The sequence below is a fragment of the Kutzneria buriramensis genome (assembly GCF_003387475.1).
GTDB lineage: Bacteria > Actinomycetota > Actinomycetes > Mycobacteriales > Pseudonocardiaceae > Kutzneria > Kutzneria buriramensis.
Genome location: NZ_QUNO01000001.1, coordinates 543,159 through 557,032 on the forward strand (window position 1 = coordinate 543,159; position 13,874 = coordinate 557,032).

The window sequence follows — 13,874 nt, forward strand, 5'->3', positions numbered from 1 at the left end:
CTGAGGACTGCTGATCTGACATGGGCATTCGCAAGTACAAGCCGACGACGCCAGGCCGTCGCGGTGCGAGCGTGTCCGACTTCGCCGAGATCACTCGGTCGACGCCGGAGAAGTCGCTCGTGCGTCCGCTGCACGGTCGTGGCGGCCGCAACGCGCACGGCAAGATCACCACTCGGCACAAGGGCGGCGGTCACAAGCGGGCCTACCGCCTGATCGACTTCCGTCGGGCCGACAAGGACGGCGTGCCGGCCAAGGTCGCGCACATCGAGTACGACCCCAACCGCACCGCGCGCATCGCGCTGCTGCACTACGCCGACGGCGAGAAGCGCTACATCATCGCGCCGAACCGGCTCGCGCAGGGCGACACGATCGAGAACGGTCCGCGCGCGGACATCAAGCCGGGCAACAACCTCCCGCTGCGCAACATCCCGGTCGGCACCGTGGTGCACGCGATCGAGCTCCGCCCCGGCGGCGGCGCGAAGATCGCCCGCTCCGCCGGCGCGAAGGTGCAGCTGGTGGCCAAGGACGGCCCGTACGCCCAGCTGCGGATGCCCTCGGGCGAGATCCGCAACGTGGACGTGCGCTGCCGCGCCACGGTCGGCGAGGTCGGCAACTCCGAGCACGCCAACATCAACTGGGGCAAGGCCGGCCGCATGCGCTGGAAGGGCCGCAAGCCCACGGTGCGTGGTGTCGCCATGAACCCGGTCGACCACCCGCACGGCGGTGGTGAGGGCAAGACCTCCGGCGGTCGCCACCCGGTGAACCCCGCTGGCAAGCCCGAAGGCCGTACCCGCCGCCGCAAGGCAAGCGACAAGCTCATCGTCCGGCGTCGTCGCACCGGTAAGAAGCGCTGAGCAGGAAGGGAGTGAAGGATGCCACGCAGCCTGAAGAAGGGCCCCTTCGTTGACGACCACCTGCTCAAGAAGGTGGACGCCCTCAACGAGTCGGGCAAGAAGACCGTGATCAAGACCTGGTCCCGCCGGTCGACGATCATCCCCGACATGCTGGGGCACACCATCGCGGTGCACGACGGCCGCAAGCACGTTCCGGTGTTCGTCAGCGAGGCCATGGTGGGTCACAAGTTGGGCGAGTTCGCCCCGACTCGGACCTTCAAGGGTCACATCAAGGACGACCGGAAGTCGCGCCGCCGCTGAGCGGGCACGGACAGAGCAAGGGGTAACAAGCAATGGCTGACAACGCGACCGGCGCGGAGGAGCTGCCGCGCGCCGTGGCGCGGGCCCGCTACGTCCGCCTGACCGCCATGAAGGCACGCCGAGTGGTCGACCTCATCCGTGGCCGCAACGCCACGGAGGCCCTGGCCGTGCTCCAGTTCGCGCCGCAGGCGGCGAGCGAGCCGGTGGCCAAGGTGCTCGCGAGCGCCATGGCCAACGCCGAGAACAACCTCAGCCTCGACCGCGACACCCTGTGGGTGTCCAGCGCGTACGTGGACGAGGGGCCGACGCTGAAGCGGTTCCGGCCGCGCGCGCAGGGCCGGGCCTACCGGATCCGCAAGCGGACGAGCCACATCACGATCGAGGTCGAGTCCCGTCCGGTCGAGAAGAAGGCCGGCAAGTCTCGAGCCAAGAAGGGGGCCCAGTAGTGGGTCAGAAGATCAACCCGCACGGCTTCCGCCTTGGTATCACCACCGACTGGAAGTCCCGCTGGTACGCCGACAAGCAGTACGCGGAGTACGTCGCGGAGGACGTGAAGATCCGCAAGATGCTCGGCAAGGGCATGGAGCGGGCCGGCATCTCCAAGGTGGAGATCGAGCGCACCCGGGACCGGGTCCGCGTCGACATCCACACCGCCCGTCCGGGCATCGTCATCGGCCGCCGCGGCGCCGAGGCCGACCGCATCCGGGGCGAGCTGGAGAAGCTGACCGCCAAGCAGGTCCAGCTGAACATCCTCGAGGTCAAGAACCCCGAGTCGGACGCCCAGCTGGTCGCGCAGGTGACCGCCGAGCAGCTGTCCAACCGCGTGTCCTTCCGGCGCGCGATGCGCAAGGCCATGCAGTCGGCCATGCGCTCGCCGCAGGTCAAGGGCATCCGGGTGCAGTGCGGCGGCCGTCTCGGCGGTGCCGAGATGTCCCGCTCGGAGTTCTACCGCGAGGGTCGCGTCCCGTTGCACACGCTGCGCGCGGACATCGACTACGGCTTCTTCGAGGCCCGCACCACCTTCGGCCGCATCGGCGTGAAGGTGTGGATCTACAAGGGTGACGTGGTCGGCGGCTTCCGGTCGCGCGACACCGCGGCCCCGGCCGGCAACGACCGCCCGCAGCAGCGGCGCGAGCGTCCGAACCGGGCCCGCCGTTCCGGCTCGGCCGGCACCACGGCGACGAGCACCGAGGCCGGCCGCGCGGCCGCCGAGGCGAACGCCGCCGCCGCGTCCGAGGCCCCGGCCGCCGAGCCGACGAACACTGGCAATGGGGAGGGCTGAGTAGTGCTCATCCCGCGTAGGGTCAAGCACCGCAAGCAGCACCACCCCAAGCGGGCTGGTGCCGCCAAGGGTGGCACGCGTGTCACCTTCGGCGAGTTCGGCATCCAGGCGCTGGAGCCGGCCTACGTGACCAACCGGCAGATCGAGTCCGCTCGTATCGCCATCAACCGGCACATCCGTCGTGGCGGCAAGGTCTGGATCAACATCTTCCCGGACCGCCCCCTGACCAAGAAGCCGGCGGAAACCCGCATGGGTTCCGGTAAGGGCTCGCCCGAGTACTGGGTGGCCAACGTCAAGCCCGGCCGGGTGCTCTTCGAGATGAGCTACCCGAACGAGACGGTCGCTCGGGAGGCGCTGCGTCGCGCCATCCACAAGCTGCCGCTGAAGTGCCGGATCGTCACGCGTGAGGGTGGTGACTTCTGATGGCAGCGGGTACCAACGCCGCGGAGCTGCGTGAGCTCACCGACGAGGAGCTCGTGCTGCGCCTTCGGGAGTCCAAGGAGGAGCTGTTCAACCTCCGCTTCCAGATGGCCACCGGCCAGCTGGACAACAACCGCCGGCTGCGCACGGTCCGTCACGACATCGCCCGCGTCTACACCGTGATGCGGGAGCGGGAGCTCGGTCTTTCCGTGTCGCCCGACGACGTTACGACTGGTGAGGGTGCCGCATGAGTGAGACCAACGAGGCCGTGAGCCGCAACGACCGCAAGGTCCGCGAGGGGCTCGTGGTGTCCAACAAGATGGAGAAGACGATCGTCGTCTCCCTCGAGGACCGCAAGAAGCACCCGCTGTACGGCAAGGTGCTGCGCACCACCACCAAGGTGAAGGCGCACGACGAGGAGAACGTGGCCGGCGTGGGCGACCGCGTGCTGCTGATGGAGACCCGTCCGCTGTCGGCCACCAAGCGCTGGCGGCTGGTCGAGGTCCTCGAGAAGGCCAAGTAACAAGCAGACCGAGCCTGTCAGGTCGGAAATCTGGCAGGCCATCGATGGTCAGGAGCTGTAAGTGATTCAGCAGGAGTCGCGACTGCGGGTCGCCGACAACACCGGTGCGAAGGAGATCCTTTGCATCCGCGTGCTCGGTGGCTCCTCGCGTCGTTACGCGGGCATCGGCGACATCATCGTCGCCACCGTGAAGGACGCCATCCCCGGCGCCGGTGTGAAGAAGGGCGACGTCGTCAAGGCCGTCGTCGTTCGCACCGTCAAGGAGCGGCGTCGTCCGGACGGCTCGTACATCCGGTTCGACGAGAACGCCGCGGTGCTCATCAAGCCCGACAACGAGCCGCGGGGCACCCGCATCTTCGGCCCGGTCGGCCGCGAGCTGCGTGACAAGAAGTTCATGAAGATCATCTCGCTCGCGCCGGAGGTGTTGTGATGAAGGTGCGCAAGGGCGACACGGTCGTGGTCATCGCGGGCAAGGACAAGGGCGCGAAGGGCAAGGTCATCCAGGCCTACCCGGAGAACGACCGCGTGCTGGTCGAGGGCGTGAACCGGATCAAGAAGCACACCCGGATCACCCAGACCCAGCGCGGTGCCCAGTCCGGCGGCATCGTGACCCAGGAGGCGCCGATCCACGTGAGCAACGTGATGGTCGTCGACTCCGAGGGCAAGCCGACCCGCGTCGGCTACCGCACGAACGACGACGGTCGGCGCGTGCGCGTCTCCCGCCGCAACGGTAAGGACATCTGATCATGACGACTACTGAGAAGGTCCTGCCGCGGCTGAAGACCCGGTACCGCAGCGAGATCGTCGCGGCGTTGCAGGAGCAGTTCACCTACGACAACGTGATGCAGATCCCGGGTGTCGTGAAGGTCGTCGTGAACATGGGCGTCGGCGACGCCGCCCGCGACGGCAAGCTGATCGAGGGCGCGGTCCGCGACCTGGCCACGATCACCGGCCAGCGTCCCGAGGTCCGCAAGGCCCGCAAGTCCATCGCGCAGTTCAAGCTGCGCGAGGGCATGCCGATCGGCGCGCGCGTCACGCTGCGCGGCGACCGCATGTGGGAGTTCCTGGACCGCCTGCTCACCATCGCGCTGCCCCGTATCCGCGACTTCCGCGGCCTGTCGGGCAAGCAGTTCGACGGCAACGGCAACTACACGTTCGGGCTGAACGAGCAGTCGATGTTCCACGAGATCGACCCCGACTCGATCGACCGTCCCCGTGGCATGGACATCACCGTCGTGACCACGGCCACCAACGACGACGAGGGTCGGGCGCTGCTCAAGCACCTCGGCTTCCCGTTCAAGGAGAACTGAGCCGATGGCGAAGAAGGCGCTGATCAACAAGGCGGCCGGCAAGCAGAAGTTCGCCGTCCGGGCCTACACCCGCTGCCAGAAGTGCGGCCGTCCGCACGCCGTGTTCCGCAAGTTCGGCCTGTGCCGGATCTGCCTGCGCCAGATGGCGCACCGCGGCGAGCTGCCCGGCGTGCACAAGTCCAGCTGGTAAGTCGTTAGACCCCGCACCACCCCCACTTCGCCCCAGGCCCGAGGGAACCAGGGCGAGAAAGGTTGACAGGTCACCCATGACGATGACCGACCCGATCGCAGACATGTTGACGCGTCTGCGGAACGCAAACTCGGCATACCACGACGAGGTCGTGATGCCGCACTCGAAGCTCAAGGCGAACATCGCCGAGATCCTCAAGCGCGAGGGCTACATCGCCGGCTACCGCGACCAGCAGGGCGACAAGGGCAAGAACCTCGTCGTCGAGCTGAAGTACGGCCCGAACCGGGAGCGGAGCATCGCCGGCGTCCGGCGCGTGTCCAAGCCGGGTCTGCGGGTCTACGCGAAGTCGACCAACCTGCCCAAGGTGCTCGGTGGGCTGGGTGTCGCCATCATCTCCACCTCCGGCGGTCTGGTGACCGACCGGCAGGCGGGCAAGCAGGGTGTGGGCGGGGAAGTCCTCGCCTACGTGTGGTGAGGAAGGGGGACTGACGATGTCGCGCATTGGAAGGCTGCCCATCACCGTCCCCTCCGGGGTCGACGTGAACATCGACGGCCAGGTGGTGAACGTGAAGGGCCCGAAGGGCGCCCTCTCGCACACCGTGGCCGAGCCGATCGCCGTGGAGCGGGCCGAGGACGGCACGCTGCAGGTGACCCGGCCCGACGACGAGCGCCTCTCGCGCTCGCTGCACGGCCTGTCCCGCACGCTGATCAACAACCTGATCATCGGCGTGACGCAGGGCTACGAGAAGAAGATGGAGATCACCGGCGTCGGCTACCGCGTGCAGCTCAAGGGTTCCGACCTCGAGTTCGCGCTCGGCTACAGCCACGCGGTCCCGGTGAAGGCGCCGCAGGGCATCACCTTCGTGGTGGAGACCCCGACCAAGTTCTCCGTCCAGGGCATCGACAAGCAGTTGGTCGGCGAGGTCGCCGCCAACATCCGCAAGCTGCGCAAGCCCGACCCGTACAAGGGCAAGGGCGTGCGGTACGCGGGCGAGAAGATCCGCCGCAAGGTCGGGAAGACGGGTAAGTGATCATGGCTGAGTCCACTGCTACCAAGAGGAAGCCGGTCGGCAAGGACGTGTCGACCCGGCGTCGTGTCTCGCGGGCCCGTCGTCACTTCCGGCTTCGCAAGAAGATCAGCGGCACGCCCGAGCGTCCGCGCATGGTCGTCAACCGGTCCTCGCGGCACATCACCGTGCAGGTCATCGACGACCTCGCCGGCCACACGCTGGCGTCGGCCTCCAGCCTGGAGGCGGACGTGCGCGCGCTGGACGGCGACAAGAAGGCCCGCGCCGTCAAGGTGGGCCAGCTGGTCGCGGCCCGCGCCAAGGAAGCCGGCATCGACAAGGTCGTCTTCGACCGCGGCGGTTACGACTACCACGGCCGGATCGCCGCGCTGGCGGACGCCGCCCGCGAGGCGGGGCTGGAGTTCTGAACATGCACATCACTGGAATTGAGAGGGCCGTCTGATGCCGGGACGCACGCGTCGCGAAGGCGGCGGTGGCGAGCGCGGAGAGCGCCGCGACCGTCGTGACGGTGGCCGCGGCGGGGCGGCCCAGGAGAAGACCCCGCACCTCGAGCGCGTCGTCGCCATCAACCGGGTGGCGAAGGTCGTCAAGGGTGGTCGTCGGTTCAGCTTCACCGCGCTGGTGATCGTGGGCGACGGCGACGGCATGGTCGGCGTCGGCTACGGCAAGGCCAAGGAAGTTCCGGCCGCCATCGCCAAGGGTGTCGAGGAGGCGAAGAAGAACTTCTTCCGCGTGCCTCGCATCGGCGGCACCATCCCGCACCCGATCCAGGGCGAGAAGGCCGCCGGCGTGGTGCTGCTGCGCCCGGCCAGCGCCGGTACCGGCGTCATCGCCGGTGGCCCGGTGCGCGCCGTCCTGGAGTGCGCCGGTGTGCACGACGTGCTGAGCAAGTCGCTGGGCAGCGACAACGCCATCAACATCGTGCACGCCACCGTGGCCGCCCTGAAGGGCCTTCAGCGCCCCGAAGAGGTCGCGGCCCGTCGTGGCCTGCCGCTGGAGGACGTCGCTCCGGCCGGCATGCTGCGCGCTCGCGCGGGGCAGGTGTGACATGGCCCAGCTCAAGGTGACGCAGGTCAAGAGCAGCATCGGTACCAAGCAGAACCACCGCGAGTCGTTGCGGACGCTGGGTCTGCGCAAGATCCGCCAGTCGGTCGTGCGTGAGGACAACCCCGTCAACCGGGGCCTGATCCACACGGTGCGCCACCTGGTGGTTGTGGAGGAGGTCAACTGATGACCATCAAGATCCACCACCTCCGCCCGGCCCCCGGCGCCAAGACGGCGAAGACCCGGGTCGGCCGCGGTGAGGGTTCCAAGGGCAAGACCGCGGGTCGCGGCACCAAGGGCACCGGCGCACGCAAGAACGTGCCGGCTCGCTTCGAGGGTGGCAACCTCCCGCTGCACATGCGGCTGCCGAAGCTCAAGGGCTTCCGCAACCCGTTCCGCACCGAGTACCAGGTCGTGAACGTCGCCGACCTGGCCCGCCTGTTCCCGCAGGGCGGCGCCGTCGACGTGGCCGCCCTGGTGGCCGCGGGCGCCGTTCGCAAGAACGAGCTGGTCAAGGTGCTGGGCGACGGTGACATCGCCGGCGTCAAGCTGGAGGTCACCGCGCACAAGTTCTCCGGCAGCGCGGTGGAGAAGATCACCGCCGCGGGTGGCACCGTCACCACGCTGTGAACTGACAGGTAGTACCTCGAAACGGCCGGCTGGGTCTCCCCTCAGCCGGCCGTTTCGTGTTCTTGCCGCCAGTTCCTGGCGGGGCGGGTCCGCCGCTAGGCCGATGCCTTCCCTTGGCTCAGCGTGATCGATGGAAAGACTCGATCACGCTGAGCCCGCGGTCCAGGCATCGGCGCGGACCCGCGTTTCGGCCAGATTCGGCCCTCATCTGTCTGCCGTTCGGCGCCGTCCAGCTGGTGTTATGCCCGGTTCGGGACCCGTCGCCCGGCGGTGTCCCGCGATCACCCTGGGTTTCTCGCCCTGGTGGGGTCCGTACACGCGGTCGGGCCTGTTAGAGTCGTGAGCACGCTTCGGGCCATAAGGGCGCGAAGCGTTCCTGGCTTGCTGCCAGGTCGTCAGCCGGCCCACTGAGGTCGGACAAGCCGTTCACCGGTCGGATGACCGGTGACGCCGAGGAGGTCACGCGTGCTTGGCGCCTTCCGCTCGGCTCTCGCGACGCCGGACTTGCGCCGCAAGATCCTTTTCACTCTGGGGATCATGGCGCTGTATCGGCTGGGCTCGCAGGTGCCTTCCCCGGGCGTGAACTTCGCGAACGTCCAGCAGTGCATCTCGACCGTGTCCCAGGACGGGGTCTTCGGCCTGATCAGCCTGTTCAGCGGTGGCGCTCTGCTGCAGCTGTCGGTGTTCTCGCTGGGCATCCTCCCGTACATCACGGCGAGCATCATCATCCAGCTGCTGACGGTGGTGATCCCCCGCTTCGAGCAGCTGAAGAAGGAAGGCCAGTCCGGCCAGAACAAGCTGACGCAGTACACCCGGTACCTGACGGTGGCGCTGGCGATCCTCCAGTCCACCGGCATCGTGGCCCTGGCCACCCGGGGTCAGCTGTTCACCAACTGCTCCGTGCAGCCGATCCCGAACCAGGACCTGTTCACGCTGAGCGTGATCGTCATCACCATGACCGCGGGCACCGCGATCATCATGTGGTTCGGCGAGCTGATCACCGAGCGCGGCATCGGCAACGGCATGTCCATCCTGATGTTCACCTCGATCGCGGCCCGCATCCCGAACGAGGGCCAGGTCATCCTCCAGCAGAGCGGCGGCCTCGTCTTCACCGCGGTGTGCCTGTTCGGCCTGCTGATCATCGGCTTCGTCATCTTCCTGGAGCAGGCCCAGCGCCGGATCCCGGTGCAGTACGCCAAGCGCATGATCGGCCGCCGGATGTACGGCGGCACCTCGACGTACCTGCCGCTGAAGGTCAACCAGGCGGGCGTCATCCCGGTCATCTTCGCCTCGTCGCTGCTCTACCTGCCGCAGCTGATCATCTCGCTGACCACCAACACCGGTGGCAGCGGCAGCTGGCAGCAGTGGATCCAGAGCTACATCGTGGACCCGGCCAGCGCCGGCCACATCGCGCTCTACTTCGGTTTGATCATCTTCTTCACGTACTTCTACGTGGCGATCACGTTCAACCCCGATGAGCGCGCCGACGAGATGCGCAAGTTCGGCGGCTTCATCCCGGGCATCCGCCCGGGCCGGCCGACGTCGGAGTACCTCACGTACGTGCTGAACCGGATCACGCTGCCCGGCTCGCTCTACCTGGGCGTGATCGCCGTGCTGCCGAGCTTCTTCATCAGCATCACCGGCACCAGTTCGACGGGCTCGAACAACAACTTCCCGTTCGGCGGCACCGCAGTGCTGATCATGGTTGGCGTCGGTCTCGACACGATCAAGCAGATCGAGAGCCAGCTCATGCAGCGCAACTACGAAGGGTTCCTGCGCTAGTGAGACTCGTCCTCGTCGGCCCGCCAGGCGCGGGCAAGGGTACACAGGCCACCGTGCTCAGCGAGAAGCTCGGAGTCCCGCACATCTCCACCGGGGATCTCTTCCGGGCCAACATCGCCGAGGAGACCGAGCTCGGGCTGGAGGCCAAGAAGTACCTGGACACCGGCGCCCTGGTGCCCGACTCCGTGACCAACGCGATGGTCAAGGACCGGCTGGCCCAGGGCGACGCGCAGGCCGGCTTCCTGCTCGACGGCTTCCCGCGCAACACCGCGCAGGCCGACGTGCTGGCCGGGATCCTGGCCGACAACGGCGAGTCGCTGGATGCCGTGCTCGAGCTGGACGTGCCCGAGGACGTCGTGGTGGGTCGGCTGCTGGCGCGGGGCCGGGCCGACGACACCGAGGAGGTCGTGCGGCACCGCCAGGAGGTCTACCGGTCGGCCACCCGGCCGCTGCTGGACTACTACGCGGACATCCTGGTCACCGTCGACGCCGTCGGCGAGGTCAGCGAGATCACCGAGCGGGCGCTCAAGGCGCTGCGCGCGGGAGCCTGAGTTGCTCAAGCGAGGTCGCGGTATCGAGATCAAGACGCGCGGTGAGCTGGAGGCGATGCGGGCGGCCGGAATCGTGGTCGCCCGCTCCCTGGCCCTGATGGCCGCGCGGGCCGCCGCCGGCGTCAGCACCGCCGAGCTGGACGAGCTGGCCGAGCAGACCATTCGCGACGCCGGGGCCGTGCCGTCCTTCAAGGGCTACCACGGCTTTCCCGCGTCCATCTGCGCGTCCGTCAACGAGCAGGTCGTGCACGGCATCCCGAGCCGCACTCAGGTGCTGGCCGACGGAGACCTGATCTCCATCGACTGCGGGGCCATCCTCGACGGCTGGCACGGCGACGCGGCCGTGACCGTCCTCATCGGACCGTCGACCGAGGCCGATCGCAAGCTCTCCGAGGCCACCCGGGCCTCCATGCACGCCGGCATCGAGGCCGCGGTCGTCGGGGCCCGCCTCACCGACATCTCCTTCGCCATCGAGGGCTCGGTGCTGCGCTCCGACGAGGCCGACGGCGTCGAGTACGGCATCGTTACCGACTACGGCGGCCACGGTATCGGCACCCAAATGCACATGGAGCCGTTCCTGCCCAACTTCGGCAAGCCCGGCAAGGGCCCCCGCCTGAAGGCCGGCATGGCCATCGCCATCGAGCCGATGCTGACCCTGGGCACCGACCAGACCACCGAGCTCGACGACGGCTGGACCGTCATCACCGCAGACGGCACCCGCGCCGCGCACTGGGAGCACTCCGTCGCCATCACCGACGACGGCCCCTGGATCCTCACCGCCCCCGAGGACTGATTCCGGTCAGTAGCTCGCGCGCCTCGGCCGCACCCGGGTGGGCGATGCGGTCGAGAACCGTCTCGGCTTGCCGGAGGCAGTCCGCACTTCGGTGGTCCGCATAAGCCTTCGCCAGCACGATCAGCGCCCGCCCCTCGTCGATGGGTTGGCCATGGGCCCGTGCGATGCGTACGGCCTGTTCGGCATGAACGGCTGCCTCGGGGGACCCGTTATGTTCGACGAGCGTCATGGCGAGCACCGTGTGACAGCGCGCCTCGCGTTGGCCGATGCCGGCCTGATTGGTCGTCCTGAGGGCGCGTCGGGCGTGCTCCTGCGCCGCTGGCAGATCGCCGTCGGCCTGATGGGCCTGAGCAAGCGCCAGACACGCCTCGATCTCCGCTCGGGCCTGCCTGATGTCCACTGCGATTTTCAGGGCGTGCCGGCCTTGGTCCAGCGCCGCCGGCACATTGCCCCGCCTGGTCGAGATCGTCGACAGCACCGCTAGGGCATCGCTCTCATAGCGGTCGGCGTTGGCCGAGCGGGCGAGCTCCACGGCGTTCTCGGCGGCCGCCGCCGCCTCGGCGAGGTCACCGAGCTCGTACCTCGCGCTGGCGATGACCGTGAAGACGCCGGCGAGGCCGTAGCCGTACTCGTGCCGCTCGAAGATCTCGTGAGCGGTGGCGGCGTGATCGAGGCAGGTTCCGGTGTCGCCCATCTCGAGCGCCGTGATGGCGAGGTTCCCCACCTGGATCCCGGACGATTCGTTTAGCTTCAACGCGAAGCAGTCCTGCGCCGCCCGTTCGAACTGTTCCCGCGCGGCGGTGAGCCGGCCGGCCATGAGCAGGGCGGTGCCGAGGCCGCCGACGACGATCGCCACGACGGTCGGGGTGCAGAACTGGGTGGCGATGGCGAGCGCCCGTTCGTAATGGGCGATGGAATCGTCGAGTCGGCCGATCTCCTTGTACTGGGTGCCGAGGTTGTTCAGCGCAGCCGCCCGCAGGTCGGGCTCGATGTCGTCGCCGCCGACAGCCAGCGCCTGGGTGAAGTGATGGATCGACCGGTCGTTGTCGGTGATCTCGTAGATCGTGCCGAGGCAGTTGTGCATGACCGCCTGGGCCACCGTGTTGCCCGCGGCGACCGCGGCCCGCATGCCTGCCTCGCTGAGCGTGAGCCAGTCGACACGATGCCCGCGACTGCGCAGGTAGCCGCGTAGCGCGTTGGCGAGCTGCCAGCAGAACTCGCGAGGACCGTTCTCATCGGCGTGAACGGCGGCCGCCACCAGGTTCTGGTGCTCGGCTCCGAGCCAGTGGAGCGCTGTCCTCGCGTCCGGCAACGCGGGCACGGTGACGCCGTCGGGCAGCGGCTCCAGCGCGCCACGAACCATGTGCGGCGTCAACTGCGCGACGGCAGCGTCGGCCGAATGCAGGTACCAGGCGAGGAGCCGGAGCCTGGCCGCCTCGGCCTCGGCCGCGTCGACGAGCAGTTCTTGGGCGTACAACTTGAGTAGGTCGTGCAGCTGCCAGCGTCCACCAGCGGCGCTCTGCGTCAGGCTCGCGACCTGTAGCTCGGCGAGTAGCCGATGTGCTTCGGCGGCGTCGACCTCGACGAGCGCAGCGGCGGCATCCGCCGTGAAGTCCGGTCCGGGCACGGCGGCGAGCAGGCGGAAGAGGCGCTGCGCCGCCGGCGTGAGCACCTGGTACGAGAGGTCGAAGGTGGTACGCAGGGCCAGAGCGTGGTCATCGGCAATGTCCAACGACGTCAGCTGACGTCCGCGCATGAGCTCGGCGAGGTAACTCTCGATCTCCCGCGCGGTCATGTTGGCCATGTTTGCGATCGCGAGGCGCAGCGCGAGCGGTAGATGGGAACACAGCTGACCGAGCGTCGCCGACAGTCGCTCGGTCTGCGGACCCAGCGACCGCTCGATGAGCTCGGCCGACTCGGTGGCCGTGAACACGTTGAGCAGCAGAATGGCCGCGCCGTGGCTGGCCACCAGTGATCGAAGTTGATTCCGGCTGGTGATGACCACCGCGCAGCCGGCCGAGCCGGGGAACAGCCGCTGCACCTGGTGCAGCGACACCGCGTTGTCGAGCACGACCAGAACTCGCCGGTCGGCGAGTTCGGTCCGGTAGCGGGCCGTGAGCTCGTCCTCGTCGATCGGGATGTCCTCCGGTTTGACGCCGAGGGCGCGCAGGAATCGGGCGAGCGCGTCCACCGCACGCACCGGACTGCTCTGCGCATGGCCCCGCAGGTTGATGAACAGCTGACCGTCCGGGAACTGGTCCCGCAGCATGTGAGCCGCTCGGACGGCCAGCGCCGTCTTGCCGACGCCGGGCGGCCCCGAGATGGTCATGATGCGCATCGCCGGACCAGGCATGAGCGCCGTCCTGATCCGGTCGAGTTCCGGCGCCCGGCCGACGAAGTTCCCGACTGCCGGCGGAAGCTGGAACACCGGCCGTGGCCGCGGCGTCGGGGGCTCAGCAGGATTGACGCCACCTGCGAGCTCCGCGCGCAGCGATTGCAGCAGACTGCCCGGGTCGATGCCGAGTTGATCGCTCAGGATCGCCCGGGCTTCGTCATACGCCGTCAGCGCCTCGGCTCGGCGGCCGGCGGCGTGGAGGGCGCGCATGAGCAGGGCCCAGAGGTTTTCGCGGAGGGGGTGCTGGGCGACGAGGTCGCGGAGGGCGGGAACGGCCTCGTCGTGACGGCCCTGCTCAACGGCCAACTCGCAGCGACGGATCAGGGCCTCCAGACGGCGGTCCGCAAGCGTTTGCACCTCGGCGGGGAGCAGACCGTCGGCTGGGGCGCCCCGCCACAGGGCCAGGGCCTCGTCCAGGCGAGTGAGATCGGGGGAGTCGGCGATCAAGGAGTTGAAGCGCTGGACGTCGGTGTCACCGGTGAGGCGGTAGCCGTCGAGCATGGTTTCGATGACGGAGGCGTCGCCGAGTGCCTTGCGCAGGCGCATGACATAGGTGCGCAGGGTGTTGCGGGCGCCGGCGGGCGGGGTGGGGCCCCAGATCCGGTCGATGAGCTCGTCGGCGGGCAGGAGGCGACCGGCGTGCAGGGCCAGCGCGGCGAGCAGGACCCGCTGCTTCGCGGCGTTGACGGGGACCTCGGCGTTGTCACGGACGACCTGCAGCGGCCCGAGCAGACGAAACTCCACGCGGCGATTGTGCCGGGTGGGGGCGACA

The 13,874-nt window shown here is 68.6% G+C and carries 21 protein-coding genes; 20 read left to right on the forward strand and 1 reads right to left on the reverse strand.

From position 1 onward, the window contains the following. Positions 1 to 20: 20 nt before the first annotated feature. From rplB to map, 20 genes are all read left to right on the forward strand, one after another. Positions 21 to 854: a 50S ribosomal protein L2 gene (gene rplB, locus BCF44_RS02565; RefSeq protein WP_116172404.1), complete on the forward strand. Its 834-nt coding sequence runs from the start codon at positions 21 to 23 to the stop codon at positions 852 to 854. A gap of 18 nt (positions 855 to 872) precedes the next feature. Continuing rightward, positions 873 to 1,154: a 30S ribosomal protein S19 gene (gene rpsS, locus BCF44_RS02570; protein ID WP_033384221.1), complete on the forward strand. Its 282-nt coding sequence runs from the start codon at positions 873 to 875 to the stop codon at positions 1,152 to 1,154. Positions 1,155 to 1,186: 32 nt separating this feature from the next. Next, positions 1,187 to 1,600 carry a 50S ribosomal protein L22 gene (gene rplV / locus BCF44_RS02575; protein WP_116172405.1) on the forward strand — a complete coding sequence of 138 codons (414 nt, stop codon included), beginning with the start codon at positions 1,187 to 1,189 and terminating at the stop codon, positions 1,598 to 1,600. Continuing rightward, positions 1,600 to 2,436, forward strand: a complete 837-nt coding sequence (gene rpsC, locus BCF44_RS02580) for a 30S ribosomal protein S3 (protein ID WP_116172406.1) — start codon at positions 1,600 to 1,602, stop codon at positions 2,434 to 2,436. Before rplV ends, rpsC begins: the two co-directional genes overlap by 1 nt. A gap of 3 nt (positions 2,437 to 2,439) precedes the next feature. Continuing rightward, a complete protein-coding gene (rplP, locus tag BCF44_RS02585) occupies positions 2,440 to 2,859 on the forward strand; it encodes a 50S ribosomal protein L16 (protein WP_116172407.1) in 420 nt (139 codons plus the stop codon). Then, entirely contained in the window at positions 2,859 to 3,107 is a 249-nt protein-coding gene (rpmC, locus tag BCF44_RS02590) for a 50S ribosomal protein L29 (RefSeq protein ID WP_116172408.1), read from the forward strand. The genes rplP and rpmC overlap by 1 nt, the downstream gene beginning before the upstream one ends. Further along, positions 3,104 to 3,379 (forward strand): 30S ribosomal protein S17, encoded by a 276-nt coding sequence (rpsQ, locus tag BCF44_RS02595; protein WP_116172409.1) that lies wholly within the window; start codon positions 3,104 to 3,106, stop codon positions 3,377 to 3,379. Before rpmC ends, rpsQ begins: the two co-directional genes overlap by 4 nt. 61 nt (positions 3,380 to 3,440) lie before the next feature. Continuing rightward, entirely contained in the window at positions 3,441 to 3,809 is a 369-nt protein-coding gene (gene rplN, locus BCF44_RS02600; RefSeq protein ID WP_116172410.1) for a 50S ribosomal protein L14, read from the forward strand. Continuing rightward, positions 3,809 to 4,123, forward strand: coding sequence for a 50S ribosomal protein L24 (rplX, locus tag BCF44_RS02605; RefSeq protein ID WP_116172411.1), 315 nt, complete (start codon positions 3,809 to 3,811; stop codon positions 4,121 to 4,123). Before rplN ends, rplX begins: the two co-directional genes overlap by 1 nt. A gap of 2 nt (positions 4,124 to 4,125) precedes the next feature. Further along, complete coding sequence (rplE, locus tag BCF44_RS02610; protein WP_116172412.1) at positions 4,126 to 4,689, forward strand: 50S ribosomal protein L5; 564 nt, start codon at positions 4,126 to 4,128, stop codon at positions 4,687 to 4,689. A 4-nt stretch (positions 4,690 to 4,693) separates the two neighbouring features. Further along, positions 4,694 to 4,879, forward strand: a complete 186-nt coding sequence (locus tag BCF44_RS02615) for a type Z 30S ribosomal protein S14 (RefSeq protein ID WP_043721535.1) — start codon at positions 4,694 to 4,696, stop codon at positions 4,877 to 4,879. Positions 4,880 to 4,955: 76 nt separating this feature from the next. Then, a complete protein-coding gene (gene rpsH, locus BCF44_RS02620) occupies positions 4,956 to 5,354 on the forward strand; it encodes a 30S ribosomal protein S8 (protein WP_116172413.1) in 399 nt (132 codons plus the stop codon). Positions 5,355 to 5,370: 16 nt separating this feature from the next. Further along, complete coding sequence (rplF, locus tag BCF44_RS02625) at positions 5,371 to 5,910, forward strand: 50S ribosomal protein L6 (RefSeq protein ID WP_116172414.1); 540 nt, start codon at positions 5,371 to 5,373, stop codon at positions 5,908 to 5,910. A gap of 2 nt (positions 5,911 to 5,912) precedes the next feature. Next, entirely contained in the window at positions 5,913 to 6,314 is a 402-nt protein-coding gene (gene rplR, locus BCF44_RS02630) for a 50S ribosomal protein L18 (protein WP_170217304.1), read from the forward strand. A 34-nt stretch (positions 6,315 to 6,348) separates the two neighbouring features. Continuing rightward, positions 6,349 to 6,954 (forward strand): 30S ribosomal protein S5, encoded by a 606-nt coding sequence (rpsE, locus tag BCF44_RS02635; RefSeq protein WP_116172416.1) that lies wholly within the window; start codon positions 6,349 to 6,351, stop codon positions 6,952 to 6,954. A 1-nt stretch (position 6,955) separates the two neighbouring features. Next, on the forward strand, positions 6,956 to 7,138 hold the full coding sequence (gene rpmD, locus BCF44_RS02640) for a 50S ribosomal protein L30 (RefSeq protein ID WP_116172417.1): 183 nt from the start codon (positions 6,956 to 6,958) through the stop codon (positions 7,136 to 7,138). After that, positions 7,138 to 7,581, forward strand: a complete 444-nt coding sequence (rplO, locus tag BCF44_RS02645; protein WP_116172418.1) for a 50S ribosomal protein L15 — start codon at positions 7,138 to 7,140, stop codon at positions 7,579 to 7,581. The genes rpmD and rplO overlap by 1 nt, the downstream gene beginning before the upstream one ends. Positions 7,582 to 8,046: 465 nt before the next feature. Further along, positions 8,047 to 9,363, forward strand: coding sequence for a preprotein translocase subunit SecY (secY, locus tag BCF44_RS02650; protein WP_116172419.1), 1,317 nt, complete (start codon positions 8,047 to 8,049; stop codon positions 9,361 to 9,363). Beyond that, positions 9,363 to 9,914, forward strand: a complete 552-nt coding sequence (locus tag BCF44_RS02655) for an adenylate kinase (RefSeq protein WP_116172420.1) — start codon at positions 9,363 to 9,365, stop codon at positions 9,912 to 9,914. Before secY ends, BCF44_RS02655 begins: the two co-directional genes overlap by 1 nt. 55 nt (positions 9,915 to 9,969) lie before the next feature. Continuing rightward, positions 9,970 to 10,707, forward strand: coding sequence for a type I methionyl aminopeptidase (map, locus tag BCF44_RS02660; protein WP_246014832.1), 738 nt, complete (start codon positions 9,970 to 9,972; stop codon positions 10,705 to 10,707). Here map and BCF44_RS02665 read toward each other — a convergent pair. Next, positions 10,688 to 13,846 (reverse strand): AfsR/SARP family transcriptional regulator, encoded by a 3,159-nt coding sequence (locus BCF44_RS02665; protein WP_116172422.1) that lies wholly within the window; start codon positions 13,844 to 13,846, stop codon positions 10,688 to 10,690. The two genes, map and BCF44_RS02665, sit on opposite strands and share 20 nt — an antisense overlap. Positions 13,847 to 13,874 lie beyond the last annotated feature (28 nt).

What these genes read in the sequence shown, in the direction of transcription:
- rplF (WP_116172414.1), top strand. Translation starts at nt 5,371, where the DNA reads ATGTCGCGCATTGGAAGGCTGCCCATCACCGTCCCCTCCGGGGTCGAC.
- rplE (WP_116172412.1), top strand. Translation starts at nt 4,126, where the DNA reads ATGACGACTACTGAGAAGGTCCTGCCGCGGCTGAAGACCCGGTACCGC.
- rpsE (WP_116172416.1), top strand. Translation starts at nt 6,349, where the DNA reads ATGCCGGGACGCACGCGTCGCGAAGGCGGCGGTGGCGAGCGCGGAGAG.
- BCF44_RS02615 (WP_043721535.1), top strand. Translation starts at nt 4,694, where the DNA reads ATGGCGAAGAAGGCGCTGATCAACAAGGCGGCCGGCAAGCAGAAGTTC.
- map (WP_246014832.1), top strand. Translation starts at nt 9,970, where the DNA reads ATGCGGGCGGCCGGAATCGTGGTCGCCCGCTCCCTGGCCCTGATGGCC.
- rplO (WP_116172418.1), top strand. Translation starts at nt 7,138, where the DNA reads ATGACCATCAAGATCCACCACCTCCGCCCGGCCCCCGGCGCCAAGACG.
- rpsS (WP_033384221.1), top strand. Translation starts at nt 873, where the DNA reads ATGCCACGCAGCCTGAAGAAGGGCCCCTTCGTTGACGACCACCTGCTC.
- rplV (WP_116172405.1), top strand. Translation starts at nt 1,187, where the DNA reads ATGGCTGACAACGCGACCGGCGCGGAGGAGCTGCCGCGCGCCGTGGCG.
- rpsQ (WP_116172409.1), top strand. Translation starts at nt 3,104, where the DNA reads ATGAGTGAGACCAACGAGGCCGTGAGCCGCAACGACCGCAAGGTCCGC.
- rplX (WP_116172411.1), top strand. Translation starts at nt 3,809, where the DNA reads ATGAAGGTGCGCAAGGGCGACACGGTCGTGGTCATCGCGGGCAAGGAC.
- rpsH (WP_116172413.1), top strand. Translation starts at nt 4,956, where the DNA reads ATGACGATGACCGACCCGATCGCAGACATGTTGACGCGTCTGCGGAAC.
- rplB (WP_116172404.1), top strand. Translation starts at nt 21, where the DNA reads ATGGGCATTCGCAAGTACAAGCCGACGACGCCAGGCCGTCGCGGTGCG.
- rpmC (WP_116172408.1), top strand. Translation starts at nt 2,859, where the DNA reads ATGGCAGCGGGTACCAACGCCGCGGAGCTGCGTGAGCTCACCGACGAG.
- rpmD (WP_116172417.1), top strand. Translation starts at nt 6,956, where the DNA reads ATGGCCCAGCTCAAGGTGACGCAGGTCAAGAGCAGCATCGGTACCAAG.
- rplR (WP_170217304.1), top strand. Translation starts at nt 5,913, where the DNA reads ATGGCTGAGTCCACTGCTACCAAGAGGAAGCCGGTCGGCAAGGACGTG.